The 17,424-nt window shown below is 71.7% G+C and carries 16 protein-coding genes; 6 read left to right on the forward strand and 10 right to left on the reverse strand.

The genetic code is table 11. The features are described 5' to 3' along the window. Positions 1–201: 201 nt before the first annotated feature. Both glnA and KG111_RS07260 read right to left on the reverse strand, forming a co-directional pair. On the reverse strand, positions 202–1,623 hold the full coding sequence (glnA, locus tag KG111_RS07255; protein ID WP_205291423.1) for a type I glutamate--ammonia ligase: 1,422 nt from the start codon (positions 1,621–1,623) through the stop codon (positions 202–204). A gap of 229 nt (positions 1,624–1,852) precedes the next feature. Then, positions 1,853–4,030 (reverse strand): glutamine synthetase III family protein, encoded by a 2,178-nt coding sequence (locus KG111_RS07260; protein WP_205291422.1) that lies wholly within the window; start codon positions 4,028–4,030, stop codon positions 1,853–1,855. 154 nt (positions 4,031–4,184) lie between these two features. Between KG111_RS07260 and KG111_RS07265 the strand changes: the two genes are divergently transcribed. Beyond that, positions 4,185–4,580 (forward strand): RDD family protein, encoded by a 396-nt coding sequence (locus KG111_RS07265; protein ID WP_205291421.1) that lies wholly within the window; start codon positions 4,185–4,187, stop codon positions 4,578–4,580. A gap of 95 nt (positions 4,581–4,675) precedes the next feature. On the opposite strand, the gene KG111_RS07270 is transcribed toward KG111_RS07265, so the two are convergent. The 5 genes from KG111_RS07270 to lipB form a co-directional block, all read right to left on the reverse strand. After that, entirely contained in the window at positions 4,676–5,389 is a 714-nt protein-coding gene (locus KG111_RS07270; protein WP_205291420.1) for a DUF4191 domain-containing protein, read from the reverse strand. Positions 5,390–5,406: 17 nt separating this feature from the next. Further along, the gene (gene lipA / locus KG111_RS07275) at positions 5,407–6,348 is read right to left on the reverse strand and encodes a lipoyl synthase (protein WP_205291419.1); all 942 of its coding nucleotides are present in this window, start codon (positions 6,346–6,348) and stop codon (positions 5,407–5,409) included. Between the two features lie 74 nt (positions 6,349–6,422). Further along, complete coding sequence (locus tag KG111_RS07280) at positions 6,423–7,430, reverse strand: hypothetical protein (RefSeq protein ID WP_205291418.1); 1,008 nt, start codon at positions 7,428–7,430, stop codon at positions 6,423–6,425. After that, the gene (locus KG111_RS07285) at positions 7,427–8,428 is read right to left on the reverse strand and encodes an ABC transporter ATP-binding protein (RefSeq protein ID WP_205291417.1); all 1,002 of its coding nucleotides are present in this window, start codon (positions 8,426–8,428) and stop codon (positions 7,427–7,429) included. The genes KG111_RS07280 and KG111_RS07285 overlap by 4 nt, the downstream gene beginning before the upstream one ends. A gap of 57 nt (positions 8,429–8,485) precedes the next feature. Continuing rightward, a complete protein-coding gene (lipB, locus tag KG111_RS07290) occupies positions 8,486–9,247 on the reverse strand; it encodes a lipoyl(octanoyl) transferase LipB (protein ID WP_205291416.1) in 762 nt (253 codons plus the stop codon). Positions 9,248–9,316: 69 nt separating this feature from the next. Here lipB and KG111_RS07295 point away from each other — a divergent pair, with 69 nt between their 5' ends. Further along, positions 9,317–10,009 (forward strand): collagen-like triple helix repeat-containing protein, encoded by a 693-nt coding sequence (locus KG111_RS07295; protein ID WP_205291415.1) that lies wholly within the window; start codon positions 9,317–9,319, stop codon positions 10,007–10,009. 6 nt (positions 10,010–10,015) lie between these two features. On the opposite strand, the gene KG111_RS07300 is transcribed toward KG111_RS07295, so the two are convergent. Then, a complete protein-coding gene (locus KG111_RS07300; RefSeq protein WP_205291414.1) occupies positions 10,016–10,936 on the reverse strand; it encodes a TIGR01777 family oxidoreductase in 921 nt (306 codons plus the stop codon). 113 nt (positions 10,937–11,049) lie between these two features. Here KG111_RS07300 and KG111_RS07305 point away from each other — a divergent pair, with 113 nt between their 5' ends. Beyond that, entirely contained in the window at positions 11,050–12,036 is a 987-nt protein-coding gene (locus KG111_RS07305) for a DUF6263 family protein (protein ID WP_205291413.1), read from the forward strand. 93 nt (positions 12,037–12,129) lie between these two features. Here the strand turns inward: KG111_RS07305 and sucB are convergent, their stop codons facing one another. Further along, a complete protein-coding gene (sucB, locus tag KG111_RS07310; RefSeq protein ID WP_205291412.1) occupies positions 12,130–13,890 on the reverse strand; it encodes a 2-oxoglutarate dehydrogenase, E2 component, dihydrolipoamide succinyltransferase in 1,761 nt (586 codons plus the stop codon). Between the two features lie 112 nt (positions 13,891–14,002). On the opposite strand from sucB, the gene KG111_RS07315 reads away from it, so the two are divergent. Then, positions 14,003–14,347, forward strand: coding sequence for a hypothetical protein (locus tag KG111_RS07315; RefSeq protein WP_205291411.1), 345 nt, complete (start codon positions 14,003–14,005; stop codon positions 14,345–14,347). Here the strand turns inward: KG111_RS07315 and KG111_RS07320 are convergent. Further along, positions 14,307–15,857 (reverse strand): leucyl aminopeptidase, encoded by a 1,551-nt coding sequence (locus KG111_RS07320; RefSeq protein ID WP_205291410.1) that lies wholly within the window; start codon positions 15,855–15,857, stop codon positions 14,307–14,309. The genes KG111_RS07315 and KG111_RS07320 overlap by 41 nt on opposite strands. Before the next feature lie 65 nt (positions 15,858–15,922). Between KG111_RS07320 and KG111_RS07325 the strand changes: the two genes are divergently transcribed. Next, positions 15,923–17,158, forward strand: a complete 1,236-nt coding sequence (locus KG111_RS07325; protein ID WP_205291409.1) for a glycine cleavage system aminomethyltransferase GcvT — start codon at positions 15,923–15,925, stop codon at positions 17,156–17,158. Next, positions 17,155–17,424, forward strand: coding sequence for a hypothetical protein (locus KG111_RS07330; protein WP_240195689.1), 270 nt, complete (start codon positions 17,155–17,157; stop codon positions 17,422–17,424). Before KG111_RS07325 ends, KG111_RS07330 begins: the two co-directional genes overlap by 4 nt.

Genomic DNA, 17,424 nt, shown 5'->3' on the forward strand with positions numbered 1-17,424 from the left:
ACAGCCGCGGGCGTCCGGACCATGCCCACGTTGGTGGGGAGCTTGCGCTTTCGGGGCCGTGGACCGCAGCGCGCTCGTGGGGCCGCGCTGGGGCCGCAGACGAACGGAAAACGGCGCCTGACGCTGGAAGACGTTGAAAGACGTTTTCGCAGGTCAGGCGCCGTTTTAGGCACCTCGGCGCAGGTCAGCGAGACCCGCGAATCAGATGTCGTAGTAGAGCTCGAACTCGTGCGGGTGCGGCCGCAGCTGCACGGGCGCGATCTCGTTGGTGCGCTTGTAGTCGACCCAGGTCTCGATGAGGTCCGGGGTGAACACGTCGCCGACGGTGAGGAAGTCGTGGTCGGCCTCGAGGGCGTCGAGCACGGCACCGAGCGAGGTGGGCACCTGGTCGATCTCGGCCATCTCGTCCGGCGGGAGCTCGTAGATGTCCTTGTCGATCGGGGCCGGGGGCTCGATCTTGTTCTGGATGCCGTCGATGCCGGCGAGCATCAGCGCCGAGAAGGCGAGGTAGGGGTTCGCCGACGGGTCGGGGAAGCGAGCCTCGACGCGCTTGGCCTTCGGGTTGGTGCCCGTGATCGGGATCCGGATCGAGGCCGAGCGGTTGCGCGAGGAGTAGACCAGCGAGATCGGGGCCTCGTAGCCGGGCACCAGGCGGTGGAAGGAGTTCACGGTCGGGTTGGTGAACGCGAGCAGCGCCGGGGCGTGCTTCAGGATGCCGCCGATGTACCAGCGGGCGAGGTCGGACAGGCCGCCGTACCCGGTCTCGTCGTAGAAGAGCGGCGAGCCGTCCTTCCACAGCGAGGAGTGGATGTGCATGCCGGAGCCGTTGTCACCGAAGATCGGCTTCGGCATGAAGGTGACCGACTTGCCCTGCTCCCAGGCGGTGTTCTTGATGACGTACTTGAACTTCATGACGTCGTCGGCAGCCTTGAGCAGGGTGTCGAAGCGGTAGTTGATCTCCGCCTGACCCGCGGTGCCGACCTCGTGGTGGGCGCGCTCGACCTGCAGGCCGACGTTCTCGAGGTTCTTGACCATGTCGGCACGCAGGTCCGAGTAGTGGTCGTAGGGCTCGACGGGGAAGTAGCCGCCCTTGAGGCGGGTCTTGTAGCCGAGGTTGTCCTCGCCCTCCTTGCCCGAGTTCCACCAGCCCTCGACGGAGTCGATGTGGTAGTAGCCCTCGTTCACGCCGGTGGAGTACCGGACGTTGTCGAAGATGTAGAACTCGGCCTCGGGGGCGAAGAACGCGGTGTCCGCGATGCCGGTGCTGGACAGGTAGGCCAGCGCCTTCTTGGCGATGTTGCGCGGGTCGCGGGAGTACGCCTCGCCCGTGATCGGGTCGTGGATGAAGAAGTTGACGTTGAGGGTCTTCGCCTTGCGGAACGGGTCGAGGTACGCCGTCGTCGGGTCCGGGTAGAGCTGCATGTCGGACTCGTTGATGGCCTGGAAGCCTCGGATCGAGGAGCCGTCGAAGCCCAGCCCGTCGTCGAAGACCGTCTGGTCGAACGACGATGCGGGCACGGTGAAGTGCTGCATGATGCCGGGCAGGTCGCAGAAGCGGACGTCGATCATCTCGACGCCCTCGTCCTTGATGAACTTGAGCAGCTCTTCGCTGTTGTTGAACATGCGTTCCTCCTTGGCTGACCTCGGGAAGACAGCCATCGGTCAGGCGGTGTCGGTCCGGGTACACGTCGCAGCGGTGCGGCGTTGGTCCTGCGAGCAACCTATCGAACAGGGGGTTTCCCGACCGTCACCGGACTGTTTCGGTGAGGTAACAGGTTTCTGAATTGCGACTGGCCGACCGCCCTGCAGGACGGCCGGCCAGTCGAACGGAGCTCACCCGAGCCCGAGGCGCTCAGCGGATGAAGAGCATCTCCTGGTAGGTCGGCAGCGACCACAGGTCGTCCGCCACCACGGCCTCGAGCGCGTCCGCGGCCTCGCGGACCGCGAGCATCGCCGGCAGCACGGCGTCGCGGTAGTACGCCGCCTCCGCGAGACCCTCGTGCTCGTGCGCGCCGTCCTTGGCGGCGACCAGGTCGGAGATGCCGTTGCGCAGCGCGCCGATGAGCGCGCTCACCTCGTCCAGGTCGGTGGTGTCCGGCTCGAGGCCGGCGTCCTTGAGCGTCACGACGTTCTGGGCCAGCTCGGTCTGGTAGCGCACCGAGGCCGGGAGGATCGTCGTACGGGCGATCTCCTCGGTCAGGTTGGCCTCGACGTTGATGGTCATCACGTACTGCTCGACGCCGATCTCGAAGCGGGAGTCGAGCTCGGCCTCGCTGAACACGCCGTACGTCGAGAACAGCTTCTTCGACTCAGGCGAGATGTGCTCGGGCAGCGCGTCGACGGTGGTGCGCAGGTTCTTCAGGCCGCGCTTCTCGGCCTCGGCGTGCCACTCCTCGGAGTAGCCGTTGCCGTTGAACACGACCGAACCGTGCTGCGCCATGACCGTGGCCAGCACCGACTGCACCGCCTCGTTGAAGGTTGCGCCACCGGCGACGGCGCTCTCGAGCTCGGTGGCCAGGTAGTCCAGTGCCTCGGCCATGATCGTGTTGATCACGACCATGGGGGCGGCCACGGTCTGGTTCGACCCCGCCGCGCGGAACTCGAACCGGTTGCCGGTGAAGGCCATCGGCGAGGTCCGGTTGCGGTCGCCGGCGTCCTTGGTCAGGTCGGGCAGCGTGTCGACACCCACGGACAGGACGCCCTTCTGCTTCGACGACGTCGCCCCACCGGCCGCGATCTGCTCGAACACGTCTTGCAGCTGGTCGCCGAGGAAGATCGAGATGATCGCCGGCGGCGCCTCGTTGGCGCCCAGGCGGTGGTCGTTGCCGGCGGAGGCGATCGACAGGCGCAGCAGGCCGCCGTACAGGTGCACCGCACGGATGACCGCGGCGCAGAACACCAGGAACTGCGCGTTGTCGTGCGGGTTGTCGCCGGGGTTGAGGAAGTTGCCCTGGTTGCCGTTGCCGAACGAGAAGTTCACGTGCTTGCCGGAGCCGTTGACGCCGGCGAACGGCTTCTCGTGGAACAGGCACTCGAAGCCGTGCGCCTTGGCGATCGACTTGAACGTCGACATGATCAGCTGCTGGTGGTCCGAGGCCAGGTTCGCCCGCTCGAAGACCGGGGCGATCTCGAACTGGCCGGGGGCGACCTCGTTGTGGCGGGTCTTGGCCGGCACGCCCAGCTTGAACAGCGCCCGCTCGGTGTCGTGCATGAAGCCGAGCACCCGCTCGGGGATGGCGCCGAAGTAGTGGTCGTCGAACTCCTGGCCCTTGGGCGGCTTGGCGCCGAACAGGGTGCGTCCGGCGTTGAGCAGGTCGGGGCGGGAGTTCACGAACGCGGTGTCGACCAGGAAGTACTCCTGCTCGGGGCCGCAGTAGGAGACCACGTTGTCGATGTCGCTGTGGCCGAAGAGCGCGAGCACCCGCTTGGCCTGCTCCGACATCGCGTGCTGCGAGCGCAGCAGCGGGGTCTTGTGGTCCAGCGCCTCGCCGGTCATCGAGACGAAGATCGTCGGGATGCACAGCGTGTTGCCGTTGGGGTTCTCGAGGATGTACGCCGGCGACTGCACGTCCCAGCCGGTGTAGCCGCGCGCCTCGAACGTGGCGCGGATGCCGCCGTTGGGGAAGGAGGAGGCGTCGGGCTCGCCCTGCACGAGGGTCTTGCCGGAGAACTCCCACACCGCGGTGCCGTCGCCGACCGGCTCCATGAAGGAGTCGTGCTTCTCGGCGGTCAGGCCCGTCAGCGGGTAGAAGACGTGGGCGTAGTGCGTCACGCCCTTCTCCATCGCCCAGTCCTTCATCGCCGAGGCGACGATGTCGGCGACGGCGGGGTCGAGCTTCTCGCCCTTCTGGATCGTGGCGGCCACCGACTTGAACACCGACTTGGGCAACCGCTGCTTCATCACCGAGAGGCTGAAGACGTTGTCGCCGAAGGTGGCGCCCGTTTTCGCATCGACGTCGAAGAAGGCGTCGGGGGTCTCGTGGTTCTCGATGGCGCGGATCGCGCCGAGACGCGTCGGGTTGGCAGTCATGGGAGGGCACTCCTGGAGAAGGGGGACGGCAGCCGCCCGAGCGACTCTGCGGGAAACCCTAAGCACGCCACGTTTCGGGAGACCGCTCTCATGTTTCGGGGGTGTAACAGGTTCCCGAAGTGGTGGTCCCGGCTGCGACAACTAGCCTTGTCCGGTGATCGAGAACGCTCCGTGGGGTCGCCGGATCCTCGCCCTGATCGTCGACTGGCTGCTGTGCACCGTGGCGGTGATCGCCGTCTACGGCATCGACGACTACAGCAAGCCGGGCTCGGCCGCCTCGTTCGTGGTCCTCGGCCTGTACGTCGTGGAGTCCACCCTGCTGACCTGGCTGGCCGGCGGCTCCATCGGCAAGCTCCTGACCGGCCTGTGCGTCGTACCGGCGCGGGGGCCGCTGCGCCGGCTCAACCCGTTCAAGGTGCTGCTGCGTCAGGTGATGGTGGTCCTCGTGATCCCGCCGCTGGTGTTCCGCCCCGACGGCCGCGGCCTGCACGACGAGGTCGCCGGCACCTCGACGATCACCTTCACCAAGCTGCGCGAGCTGACCAAGTAGTTTCCGGCCCCCTGAAAACGCTCCGCGCCCCAAGCAGATTCGTCGGTTTCTGGCAGGAAAGCGACAAATCCGCTTGGGGCGCGGAGGTCAGAGGATCAGCGGCCGCGGAGGTTGCCGCGCTGGCCCTTCATCGACGTGGGGACCGGGCCGCGGGGGATCGGGACCTTGGGCCGCTGGGCGTCCAGGGCGCGCAGCCGCTGGCGCAGCTCGGTGACGTCGGCGGGCTTGATCTGCTTGCCCAGCTTGCGCACGTGCTTGACGAGCTTGGGCAGCGGGACCTGGCCCTCCTCGCGGCCCACGATGACCTCGTGCACGGGGTAGTCGCCCACCACGCGCTCGTGCTTGCGGCGCTCACTGGCCAGCAGCGGCCGCACCCGGCTGGGGTTGCCCTCGCCGATCAGGACGACGCCCGGAGGGCCGATCACGCGGTGCACCATGTCCTGCTGCTTGGTGAACCCGACGACCTCCTCCACGATCCAGCCGCGGCGCAGCATCGACAGCGCCCGGGCGGCGGCGCCGAGCTGGCCCTCGAGCTGGTTGAACGCGGCACGCTGGGCACGGCGACCGAAGACGATCATCATCGCCAGCAGGCCGATCAGGATGGTGCCGATGATGGTCAGCACCAGCTTGATGGTGCCCTCGCCGGGCAGGACCCAGTGGAACAGCGCGAAGCCGGCGAAGCCGGCCACGGCGAACGAGCCGAGCATCCACCACAGGATCGCCGGGTCCGCCTTGCGGGACATCTTGTAGGTCTCGATGACCTGCCGACGTCGGCTCATCTTGGAGGGGTCGAGGGGAGTGTTCGACATGGGGTGCTGCTGTCTCCTCAGGCAGTGGCTTCGACCGCGCCGCGCGCGGACATCGCCTGACCGTACAACCGACCGGCGCGGTACGACGAACGGACCAGGGGTCCGGACAGCACACCTGCGAACCCGATCTCCTCCGCCTCGGCGGCCAGCTCGACGAACTCCTCGGGCTTGACCCACCGCTCGACGGGGTGGTGACGCGGCGAGGGCCGCAGGTACTGGGTGATGGTGACCAGCTCACAGCCGGCCTCGTGCAGGTCGCGCAGCGCCTGCGAGACCTCCTCGCGGGTCTCGCCCATGCCGAGGATGAGGTTCGACTTGGTGACCAGGCCGAACGCGCGGGCCTGGGTCAGCACGTCGAGGGAGCGCTCGTAGCGGAACGCCGGCCGGATACGCTTGAAGATCCGCGGCACCGTCTCCACGTTGTGCGCCAGCACCTCGGGGCGCGACTCGAAGACCTCGGCGAGCAGCTCGGGGCGGCCGTTGAAGTCCGGGATCAGGTTCTCCACCCCGGTGTCGGGGTTGAGCTCGTGGATCTTGCGCACGGTCTCGGCGTAGAGCCACGCCCCGCCGTCGGGCAGGTCGTCGCGTGCGACGCCGGTGATGGTGGCGTAGCGCAGGCCCATCGTCTGCACCGACTCGGCCACGCGGCGCGGCTCGTCACGGTCCAGGGGCGCCGGCTTGCCGGTGTCGATCTGGCAGAAGTCGCAGCGTCGGGTGCACTGCTCCCCGCCGATGAGGAAGGTGGCCTCGCGGTCCTCCCAGCACTCGAAGATGTTGGGGCAGCCCGCCTCCTGGCAGACCGTGTGCAGGCCCTCGGACTTCACCAGCTTCTGCAGCGCGGTGTACTCCGGGCCCATCTTCGCGCGGGTCTTGATCCACGACGGTTTGCGCTCGATCGGCGTCTCCGCGTTGCGTACTTCGAGTCGCAGGAGCTTCCGGCCGTCGGGTGCAGCAGTCACTGCGCCAGCCTACTCCGCAGCCCTGGCGCCGACGGCATCGCAGCGTGCGCTCGGACGCCGTCTCGGCCGGCCGCTCAGGGCACGTCGCGGCGGCGGAACGAAAGCGCCGAGACTGCACAGCCGGCGACCAGGATGCTGCCCAGGTAGCCGGTGCCCTGAGCGGCGCTGATCCGCTCGGGCTCGGTGCACCAGGCGCCCACGCCCATCTCGGCCACCTGGGCCGGGGAGCAGGCGACCTGCTTGTCGTAGGCGAGCCCGTCGCTGATCACGGCGGAGGCGTTGAGCGCGGGGTTCCAGCGGCCCTCGAAACCCAGCACGCCGAGCAGGAGCCCGCCCGCCAGCGCGACGCCGAAGAGGATGCCGAGGGTGGCCACGGTGCTGCGGAACAGCATGGTCAGCGCGAACCCGGCCAGCGCCGCCGCGCCCAGCACGCCGGTGGCGCGCCAGCCCATCTGCAGGCAGTCGAGCAGCAGCGCCCCGCCCGAGGGCAGGTCGCGGGAGCCGGCCACGGCGTCCAGTGCCAGCCAGTACGACGTCAGCGTGACGGCGCCGACCAGCAGCGCCACCCCGGTGACCACCACCGCCTTGGCGCCCCACAGCCGCAGGCGTCGCGGCTCGAAGAGCAGCTGGTTGCTGACCGAGCCGCTGGCCCAGTCGTGACCCGTGAACGTGGTGCCCAGCACCATCATCGCGATGGCCAGGATCAGGGTGAGGGCCACGGCGCTGCCCTGGTCGCGCTCGTCGGAGAGGTCGAGGGTGTTGCTCCACAGGTACCAGTCGAGACGGGGCTGGGTGTTCTCCTCACACGCCTGCGCCACCTCCGCCTCGCTCAGCCCGGAGCCCAGGCCCCAGTCCTCGGGCGAGGCGACACAGATCGCCAGCTCCTCGGCGTAGGAGCCGTCGGCGAGGTCGCGCTCCACCTGCTCCTGCGCCATGGCGACCTCGCTCGCCGACGGCGGGCGTGTGTCGAGGACGGTCGCCACCCCGACCAGCACCGGTACGACGACACTGACCGTGAGCAGCACGAGCACCGCCCGGCGGTGCAGCAGGCGGCGCAGCTCGACCCGCATCAGCCGCGTCATGCGCCCGCTCCGACCTGCTGTGCGCCCGGTCGGCCTGTGCCCGGTTGCCCTGTGCCCGGTTGCCCTGTGCCCGGCTGCTGGGCGCCCAGCTGCTCGGCGCCGGTCAGCTGCAGGAAGAACGTCTCCAGGTCCGCACGCAGCGGGGTCAGCTCGCTGAGCCAGATCCCGGCCTCGCCCAGCACCCGGGTGATGCGCGCGGCGTCCTCGGTCTCCACCCGGACGCCGTGCTCCTCGACCCGGGCGTCCAGCTCGGCCGCGGCGAGCACCGTCATGGCGCGTTCCGGCTCGGGCACCACCACCCGGAAGGCGCCGGTGGTGCCGAGCAGGTCCTCGACCTGCCCGGAGGCGAGCAGCCGACCGTTGCCGATGATCGTGGCCGCGGTGCACACCTGCTGCACCTCGGCGAGGATGTGGGAGCTGAGCAGCACGGTCACCCCGGCCGCACCGAGGCCGCGGATGGTCTCGCGGATCTCCCGGATGCCGGCGGGGTCGAGGCCGTTGGTGGGCTCGTCGAGGATCAGCAGCTGCGGGTCCTTCAGCAGCGTCGCGGCGATCGCGAGACGCTGCTTCATGCCCAGCGAGTAGGACTTGTACCGGTCGCCCTCGCGGCCGGTCAGCTGCACCGTCTCGATCGCGGCGTCGACCCGGGAGCGGGGCACGCCGATGGAGTCCGCGAGCAGCTGCAGGTTCAGCCGCCCGGAGAAGCTGGGGGAGAACTTCGGTGACTCCACGACCGCGCCGACACGCCCGATCACCTGCGGCAGCCGGTCCGGGACCGGCTCGCCGAAGAGGCGCATCGTGCCGGCGGTGGGCCGGGCCAGGCCGAGCAGCATCCGGATCGTCGTGGTCTTGCCCGAGCCGTTGGGGCCGAGGAAGCCGTGCACGCCGCCACCGGCCGGGACGGCCAGGTCGAGGTCCTGCACCGCGACCCGATGGCCGCCGCGGCGGGTGCGGAACTCCTTGCGGAGGCCGGTGGTCTCGATGATCAGCTCGCTCAACCGCGGCTCCTGCCTCCCGGGCCCGCGTGAGACGGGACCTCGGAGCGCAGTATGTCGTCAGCGAGCGGGGTAGCTGAGCACCGCCACGCCGACGTCGGCACCGGGGCGCGGCGTCTTCGCCGGGTCGGGCCGCGGCTCGTAGTCGGGGGTCGGCTCGTAGGGCCCCCAGGCGAGCAGGTCGCCCACGTGACGTCGTACGACGTCGAGGACCTCGCCCACGCTGACCCGGCGACCGAGCTCCTCGCTCAGCGTGGTGACGCCGGCGTCGCTGATCCCGCAAGGCACGAACCGGTCGTACCAGCCGAGGTCGACGTCGCAGTTCAGCGAGAAGCCGTGCATGGTGACGCCCTTGGACACCCGGATCCCGATGGCGGCGATCTTGCGCTCCGAACGACCCGTCTCCGGGTCGGCGCGCAGCCACACGCCGCTGCGCCCCGGCACCCGGGCCGTGGTGACGCCGAAGTCGGCGCAGACCGCGATCAGCGCCTCCTCGACCCGGCGCACGTAGTCGACGACCTTCACGTGCTCAGGCAGCCGGACGATCGGGTAGCCGACGAGCTGGCCGGGGCCGTGGAAGGTGATCTGGCCGCCACGGTCGACGTCGACGACCGGGGCGCCGCCGGGGTCGAGCGGACGGTCCTCGGGGCGGGTGCGCTTGCCCGCGGTGAACACCGGCGGGTGCTCGAGCAGCAGCACGGTGTCGGGTCGCTCGCCGGCCACGACCGCGGCGTGCACCTCGCGCTGCAGGTCCCAGGCGGCCAGGTACTCCACCGCGTCGGCGCCCAGCCCGGCCACCTCGAACTCCAGCTCCGCGCTCACGCCTCGAGGTTACTCCGGGCCTGTGGAGGAGCAGGTGCGGGCCGGCGCGATCAGCGGTAGGAACAGGTCATGGCGATCTCGGGCACCCATGTCGCGGCCGGCCCCCGCCGCGCGGTGCTCCTCGGGACGGCGACTCTGGTGCTGCTGGTCGCCGGCGCGCTCGTCTGGAGCGTGCTCCGTGCGGCCCCGGATCCGACGGTGCCGGCCCGCGAGGCGAGCGCGCGGGCGAGCGTGGCACCGGGTGCGGCGGACGTCGCGGTCGTCGACGCCGTCGGCTCCCTGGCGGTGCTGCGGGACTTCGACGCCGCCCGGGCGGCGGCGTGGGCGGCCGGTGACGTGACGGCGCTGCGCGGGCTCTACGTCCGCGGCTCGGAGGCCGGGCGTGCCGACGTGGCGATGCTGCGCTCGTGGCTGGCGCGCGGGCTGCGCGTGGAGCAGATGACCATGCAGGTGCTCGCGGTGGAGCTGCGTGAGCGCACGCCGCGGCGCATCGTGCTGGTGGTCACCGACCGGCTGCACGGCGCGGTCGCGGTCCGGGCGGGGTCGCAAGCGGGGACGCGGTCCGGCGCCGGTGAGCGGCGTGCGTTGCCGCAGGACGGGCGCAGCACCCGCCGGTTGGTGTTCCGGCGCCAGGGCGGGCAGTGGCGGGTGGCGTCGGTGCGTGACGTCGCGGCGCCGGGGGAGTCGGGTGAGCCGGGGGAGTCGGGGGAGCCGGGGGAGTCGGGCGAGCCGGGCGAATCGGGCCAGGCCGGGGACCGGTGAGCCGGCTCAGGCGTCGCGCTCGGCGAGCCCGGAGGCCAGCACGGCGGTGACGTCGGGGTCGGCGAACTCGTAGCCGAGGTCGAGCAGCGCCTGGGGGCGCAGGTCCATCGACCCCAGCACCTCGTCGGCCATCGGGCCCGCGGCGAGCCGGACCGCCGGTGCCGGTACGGCGAACAGGGCCGGCCGGTGCACGAGTCCGGCCAGCGCGCGGGTGAACTCGGCATTGGTCGGCGGGCGCGGTGCGCACAGGTTCACCGGACCGGACGCCTCGGCGTGCTCGGCGAGGAAGACCGTCGCGCTCACCCAGTCGCGCAACGAGATCAGCGGCATGTGCTGGCGCCCGCTGCCCAGTCGCCCACCGGCGCCGAGGGCGAACTGCAGCCGTTGCTGGCGCAGCGGAGGGTGGCGCCGGTCCTGCACCGGCGCGGTGCGCAGCAGCACCACCCGCGCCCCAGCGGCCACGGCCGGAGCGGTGGCCGCCTCCCACTCGCGCGCCACCCGGGTGAGCAGGGCGTGACCGCGGGTGTCGGAGGCCTCGGTGAGCGTCGCGGGGCCGTGGTCGCCGTACCAGCTGACGCCGGAGGCGTTGAGCAGCGCGGGCGGGGTGGCCACGGCGGCGACGGTGGTCGCCAGCGTGGTGGTGGTCGCGACCCTGCTGCGCAGCACCTCGTGCGCCCAGCGCTTGGAGTGCACGTTGCCGAGCAGCGGCGCTCCGGCGAGGTTGACCACCACGTCGGCGGCACCGATCAGCGCGGTGTCCACCACCCCGGCCTCGGGGTCCCAGGTGGACTCCTCCGGACCGTTCGCGGGGCGGCGGACCAGTCGGAGGACCCGGTGGCCCCGGCCCTTGAGCCGGGTGCACAGGTGGGTGCCGAGGAAGCCCGAGGCGCCGGCGACGACGACGGTGAGCGCGGGGGAGTCAGCCATCCTCAGACCTTCGCACCTCCATGGTGAGCATGGCACCCTGTCCGCCCAGAGAAGTCTGCGCAGAGAGGTCGGCACAACCGACCTCGCACCCCACCGCTCCACCGAGGACTCCGATGACCCGCTCCCGCACGCTGGCCGCCGCAGCGGTCGCCTCGCTCGCGCTCGCCGCGCTGAGTGCCTGCACTGACGAGCCCACCGAGATCCAGGGTGTCGAGCGCTCTGCCGACGCCGCCGGGCCCTCGGCCACTCCGTCCACGGCCAGCCCGTCGGCCAGCCCGCCGGCCGCCCCGTCCTCGCCCGCCGCCGGTGCGGCCGCGCCCGTCGAGCTCCTCAGCGCCGGCGCCGCACCGCGGCGAGCGGTCGTGCTGGACGTCGAGGTGGGCCACACCGAGTCCAGCACGCTGCGGATCGACACGGAGGTCGAGCTCGCCATGCTGTCCTCGGGCCCGATCGAGGTCTCGGTCCGGCTGCCCTACACCAGCAAGGTCACCGCGGTCAGCGCCGACCGGATCGACGTCGAGGTCCGTTACGGCCGTGGCACCGTCGACGTGCCGGTGCTGCGCCAGCTCCTCGGGGACCAGCTCGACGACACGCTCGCGGCACTGCAGGGCACGACCGCCCAGGTCGCCTACACGCCGGCCGGTGGGGTCATCTCCAGCGACGTCGACCTCGGCGCCGCCATCCCGCCGATGCTCGACGGCCTGCTCGACGGCCTCGGCGCGCAGAGTCTCGCGCTCGCCGTGCCCTTCCCCGTCGAGGCGGTCGGGGTGGGTGCGCGGTGGCGCACCACCAGCGAGGTCGACCTCGGCGGCGTCATCGCGACCGCCGAGACCACCTACGAGCTGCGTGAGCTGGACGCCGACGGCTACACGGTCGCGGTCACCGCGACGCAGACCGCGGACGAGGTGCAGACGCCGCTGGGCATGCTGTCCTCGCTGTCGGGCACCACGACCGGCACCCTGACCGGACGCACCGGTCTTCTCGCGCCCGCGTCGACCAGGGCGAAGGGCGAGCTCGGCGCGCAGGTCGGCGCCGGCGCCCAAGGCGGTACGACGAGTGACAGCACCGTCACGGTCGAGGTGCGCGGCACCACTCGCTGATCCGTCCGCCGCCGGCCGCTCCGGACTCGGTAGCCCGAGCACGACGAAGCCCCCGCCCCGCAGCATGCGGGACGGGGGCTTCGTCGATGCGGATCAGACCTCGAACTGGCCGGACTCCAGGCGCTTCTTCAGGTCACGCAGGAAGCGGCCGGCGTCCGCGCCGTCGACCACGCGGTGGTCGTAGGTCAGCGCGAGGTAAACCATGTGGCGCACTGCGATGGTCTCGCCCAGCTCGGCGTCGTCGATCACCACGGGACGCTTGACCACGGCACCGGGGCCGAGGATGGCGACCTGCGGCTGGTTGATGATCGGGGTGTCCCACAGGGCGCCGAAGCTGCCCAGGTTGGTGATCGTGAAGGTGCCGCCGGAGAGCTCGTCCGGACCGATCTTGTTGGTCCGGGTCCGCTCCGCGACGTCGGCGATCTTCTTCGCGATGCCGGAGACCGACAGGTCGCCGGCGTCCTTGACGACCGGGGTGAGCAGGCCCTTCTCGGTGTCCACCGCGAAGGCGACGTTCTCGCGGTCGTAGTAGGTGATCTCCCCGGCCTCGAAGTCGATCGTCGCGTTCAGCGCCGGGTGGTGCTTGAGGGTGTCGATGGCCGCCTTGGTGAAGAACGGCAGGTACGACAGCTTCACGCCCTCGCGCGCCAGGAACTCCTCCTTCACCCGCTCGCGCAGCCGCGCGATGTTGGTGACGTCGACCTCGACCACCTGGGTCAGCTGCGCGGAGACGTGCAGCGACTCGGTCATCCGCTCGGCGATGATCTTGCGCAGCCGGCTGACCTTGACGGTCTGACCGCGCAGCGGCGACGGGCTCGACGACGCGGCGGACGACGAGGCCTTGGCGGCCGGTGCTGCAGCCGGCGCGGGAGCCGACTCCGCCGACTTCTTCGCGGCGGCGGCGTCGAGCACGTCCTGCTTGCGGATCCGGCCACCGACACCGGAGCCGGTCACCGACGCCAGGTCGACGCCGTGCTGCGCGGCGAGCTTGCGCACCAGCGGGGTGACGTAGCCGGCGCCCTCCGAGGAGGCCTGCGGCTGCTCCTTGGGCTGCTCGGGCTTGGGCTGCTCCTTGGGGGCCTCGGCCTTGGGCTGCTCCGCCTTCGGCTGCTCCTTCGGGGCCTCGGCCTTGGGCTCCTCGGCCTTCGGCTGGGGCTCCGGCTCGGGCTCGGGCTCCGGCTCCGGCTCGGGGGTGGGCTCGGGCTCGGCCGGCTTCTCGGCGGCAGCAGGGCTGCCGGAGCCGATCACGGCCAGCTCCGCGCCGACCTCGACGGTCTCGTCCTCGGCCGCCTTGATCTCCAGCAGCGTGCCGGCGACCGGGGAGGGGATCTCGGTGTCGACCTTGTCGGTGGAGACCTCGAGCAGCGGCTCGTCGACGGCGACCTCGTCGCCGACCTGCTTGAGCCAGCGGGTGACCGTGCCCTCGGTCACGGACTCGCCCAGCGCGGGCAGCGTGACGGAGGTGTTGTCGCCGCCACCGGAGGCCGGGGCCGCGGGAGCTGACGGCTCCTCGGCGGGCGCGGCCTCCTCAGCGGGGGCCTCGGCCGGCTCGTCGGCGGGCTCGGACTCCGGCTCCTCGGACGCGCCGTCGGAGGAGTCGTCGGAGGATGCCTCGTCGCTGTCGCCGACGACCGCCAGGACGGCGCCGACCTCGACGGTCTCGTCCTCGGCCGCCTTGATCTCGAGCAGCGTTCCGGCAACCGGGGAGGGGATCTCGGTGTCGACCTTGTCGGTCGAGACCTCGAGCAGCGGCTCGTCGATCGAGATCTGGTCGCCGACCTGCTTCAGCCAGCGGGTGACAGTGCCTTCGGTGACTGATTCACCGAGCGCGGGGAGAGTGACTTCGGTCGCCATAGGGCTCATCCTTGCACTCGGGTCGCAGCGTCCCGCAACGGCCCAGCCGGACATCGGGCAAACTTGTGGCATGGCATGGATGGACCGGTTCCGCAGGGGCTCGAAGCTACGGATGAGTAACCCTGCTGCCGACGGGGCACGGACCGGCTCCACCCGGGTGCGGGCCTCCGATCGCACCGACGAGAAGCACCTCAGCGAGTGGCTCGCGACGCGCCGCGGTGTCGAGGGTTTCGTGGAGCCGCGCACCGCGGTCAGCGACGTCACCCTGCTGCTCGTGGCGCACGACGGGGAGTGGACCCGGCGCCGGGTGCCGTCGGTGAAGTGGGCCCACGACTTCTGCAACCGCAGCCAGGTGCCGTCGTACGACGCCGCCGTGGTCGGGGTGCCGCAGCGGATGCGCGACTACAACTCCCGGGTCAGGAAGCAGCAGAAGCAGCAGCGTCCGCCGGGTCTGTGACCGGCGCCGCGGCGTTGCGCAGCAGCTCCACCAGGGTGGCCACGCCGTAGCCGGTGGCACCGGCGGTCCAGTGACCGCTCGGGCCGCCCTTGAGGAACGTCGGGCCGGCGATGTCGACGTGGGCCCACGGCAGGCCGCCGGTGAACTCGCGCAGGAACGCCGCGGCGAACAGGCCGCCGCCCCACCGGATGCCGTCGTACTGCGCCAGGTCGGCGACCTTGGAGCTGCGCACCCGCTCGATGACGAACTCCGGCAGCGGCATCGGCCAGGCGTCCTCGCCGGCGCCGGCGCCCGCGGCCAGCACCTGCGCGACGACCTCGTCGGTGCCGAGGACGCCGGCCATCTTCTCGCCGAGCGCCATCACCATGTGGCCGGTGAGGGTGGCGACGTCGACGATCGTGTCGGGCCCGCGCTCCACGGCCCGGCCCAGCGCGTCGGCCAGCACCAGGCGGCCCTCGGCGTCGGTGTTGCCGATCTCGACGGTGGTGCCGTCGTACATCGTCTGCACGTCGCCGGGGCGCATGGAGGCCTCGCCGACCATGTTCTCGGCGAGGGCGGCGAAGGTGGAGATCCGCACCGGCAGACCGAGCCGGGCGGCGGCGAGCGTCGCCTGCACGACGGCCGCGGCGCCGGCCATGTCCTCCTTCATCGTCGCCATCGACCCGGCCGGCTTGATCCACAGGCCGCCGGAGTCGAAGGTGATGCCCTTGCCGACCAGGGCGACGTGCGCGACCGCATCCTTGGGCGCATACGTCAGCTCGACCAGCCGCGGCGGCGCCGCGGACCCGGCGCCCACGCCGAGCAGCCCGCCGCAGCCGAGCTCGGCGAGGCGGGCCTCGTCGAGCACCTCGACCTCGACCTTGGCCGCGGACCTGCCGTGCGCCCGGGCGAGGAGCTTGTTGGCGGCCTCGGCCGCGGCGACGATCTCGTCGGCGAACGCGGGCGGGGTGAGGTCGGCCGGGGGAGTGTTCACCCAGTCCCGGGCGGCGAGCACGGCGTCGGTGAGGACCTGGGCGGGCTCGAGGACCGCAGCCACCTCGGCGCGGCGCGCCCCGGGGGTGAGCACCACGACATCGGCGGGCGCGGTCGACGTCGGCGGGGCCGACTTGTAGCGGGTGAAGGCGTAGCCGCCGAGCCGGTAGCCCTCGAGGACCGCACGCACCAGCTCGGGGGAGTCCGCGGGCAGCGCCAGCGCCACCGAGGCCGCGTTGGTCACGGCGCGAGCCACGTTGCCGGCCGCCCGGCGCACCGCGTCCGGCGTCGCCTCGGCACCGAGACCGACCAGCACGAGCAGCGGGGAGGCGATGGCACCGCCGGTGGGCACCTTCGCCACCTCGCCGGCCTTGCCGGAGATGCCGATGCTGGACAGCAACCCGGGCAGCTTGCGGCCGTAGGCCTCCGCCACCGCCTCGCCACCCGGCGCCAGGCTGCCGTCGGCCAGCACACCGACGACCACCGCCTCCGCGCGGGTCTTGGCGGGGCTGGCGGAGCGGAGCACGTAGGTCGTCACGTTCCGCAGGGTAGCCGGGTCGGGGCAGGCGCCGCGGGGTGGCGCGATGGCATAGATTCCGGGTCATGGCCGATCCGACCTCGACCGCGGCGCCCACCGGCGCGAACGGAGCCCCCGCCGGACCGCTGCGCAGCCCGCTGCACGAACGGCACGAGGCGCTGGGGGCGAAGTTCTCCGAGTTCGGCGGCTGGCTGATGCCGCTGGAGTACCCGACCGGCGTGGTCAAGGAGCACACCGGGGTCCGCACCGGGGTGGGGATCTTCGACGTCAGCCACCTCGGCAAGCTCGTCGTACGCGGCCCCGGCGCCGCCGCCTTCCTCGACGCCACGCTGAGCAACGACCTGGGCCGGATCGGACCCGGGCAGGCGCAGTACAGCCTGGTCTGCGACGACGCGACCGGTGGGATCATCGACGACGTCTTCACCTACTACCGCGACGACGACGGCGTCCTCGTCGTCCCCAACGCCGCGAACAGCGCCGAGGTCCACCGCCGGCTGGCCCAGGCCGCCCCCGAGGGCGTCACCGTGACCGATGCCCACCGCGACCTCGCCGTGCTCGCCGTGCAAGGACCCCGCTCCGACGAGGTGCTCGCCGCAGTCGGCCTGCCGGTGGGGCACGACTACCTGAGCTTCGTCGACGCCGCGTGGCCGACGGCACCCGGTGCCGGCACAGGTGCCGGCACAGGTGCTGGCACAGGTGCCGCCCCAGGCGACGACGTCATCGTGTGCCGCACCGGCTACACCGGTGAGCGCGGCTACGAGCTGATCGCGCCCAGCGGGCTCGCGCCGGCCCTGTGGGACGCGCTGCTGGCCGCCGGCGCCGAGCACGGCCTCACCCCGTGCGGCCTCGGTGCCCGTGACACGCTGCGCACCGAGATGGGCTACCCGCTGCACGGCCAGGACATCTCGGCCTCGGTCACCCCGGTCGAGGCCCGGCTCGGCTGGGCCGTGGGCTGGAAGAAGCCCGCGTTCTGGGGCCGCGACGTGCTGCTCGCCGAGCGCGAGCGCGGCGCCCGGCGCAAGCTGGTCGGCATCGTGTCCACCGGCCGCGCCATCCCGCGCCCGCACATGAGCGTGCGGCTGCCCTCCGCCGAGCCGTCGTCCGGGCAGCCGTCCGGCGAGCCGCTGGGCGAGGTCACCTCCGGCACGTTCTCCCCGACGCTGAGGAAGGGCATCGGCCTGGCGCTGGTGGCCGCCTCGGTCGCCGACGACGCCGAGGTGGTGCTCGACGTACGCGGCCGCAACGAGACCTTCCAGATCACCAAGCCCCCCTTCGTCGAGCCATCGGTGCGTGAGTCATGAGCCTTCCCGAGCAGCCTGCAACCTTCCGCCCCGCACCCCAGCCCGAGCGCCCGTGGCGCTGGCGCCTGGAGGACGGCGCCGGCACCGAGGTCGTCCTCGACGGCGAGGCCGCAGGCGAGTACGGCGAGCAGGCCTTCGCCAACCAGGGCGACGCGGAGTCGTGGATCGGGGAGATCTGGGCCGAGCTCGCCGAGCTCGGCGTCGCCCAGGTGACCCTGTTCGAGGTCGACCGAGAGGTCTACGGACCGATGTCGCTGAGCGTGTGA

Source organism: Nocardioides faecalis (genome assembly GCF_018388425.1).
Taxonomy (GTDB): domain Bacteria; phylum Actinomycetota; class Actinomycetes; order Propionibacteriales; family Nocardioidaceae; genus Nocardioides; species Nocardioides faecalis.

What these genes read in the sequence shown, in the direction of transcription:
- glnA (WP_205291423.1), bottom strand. Translation starts at nt 1,623, where the DNA reads ATGTTCAACAACAGCGAAGAGCTGCTCAAGTTCATCAAGGACGAGGGC.
- KG111_RS07260 (WP_205291422.1), bottom strand. Translation starts at nt 4,030, where the DNA reads ATGACTGCCAACCCGACGCGTCTCGGCGCGATCCGCGCCATCGAGAAC.
- KG111_RS07270 (WP_205291420.1), bottom strand. Translation starts at nt 5,389, where the DNA reads ATGTCGAACACTCCCCTCGACCCCTCCAAGATGAGCCGACGTCGGCAG.
- KG111_RS07280 (WP_205291418.1), bottom strand. Translation starts at nt 7,430, where the DNA reads ATGACGCGGCTGATGCGGGTCGAGCTGCGCCGCCTGCTGCACCGCCGG.
- KG111_RS07295 (WP_205291415.1), top strand. Translation starts at nt 9,317, where the DNA reads ATGGCGATCTCGGGCACCCATGTCGCGGCCGGCCCCCGCCGCGCGGTG.
- KG111_RS07300 (WP_205291414.1), bottom strand. Translation starts at nt 10,936, where the DNA reads ATGGCTGACTCCCCCGCGCTCACCGTCGTCGTCGCCGGCGCCTCGGGC.
- KG111_RS07305 (WP_205291413.1), top strand. Translation starts at nt 11,050, where the DNA reads ATGACCCGCTCCCGCACGCTGGCCGCCGCAGCGGTCGCCTCGCTCGCG.
- sucB (WP_205291412.1), bottom strand. Translation starts at nt 13,890, where the DNA reads ATGGCGACCGAAGTCACTCTCCCCGCGCTCGGTGAATCAGTCACCGAA.
- KG111_RS07315 (WP_205291411.1), top strand. Translation starts at nt 14,003, where the DNA reads ATGAGTAACCCTGCTGCCGACGGGGCACGGACCGGCTCCACCCGGGTG.
- KG111_RS07325 (WP_205291409.1), top strand. Translation starts at nt 15,923, where the DNA reads ATGGCCGATCCGACCTCGACCGCGGCGCCCACCGGCGCGAACGGAGCC.
- KG111_RS07330 (WP_240195689.1), top strand. Translation starts at nt 17,155, where the DNA reads ATGAGCCTTCCCGAGCAGCCTGCAACCTTCCGCCCCGCACCCCAGCCC.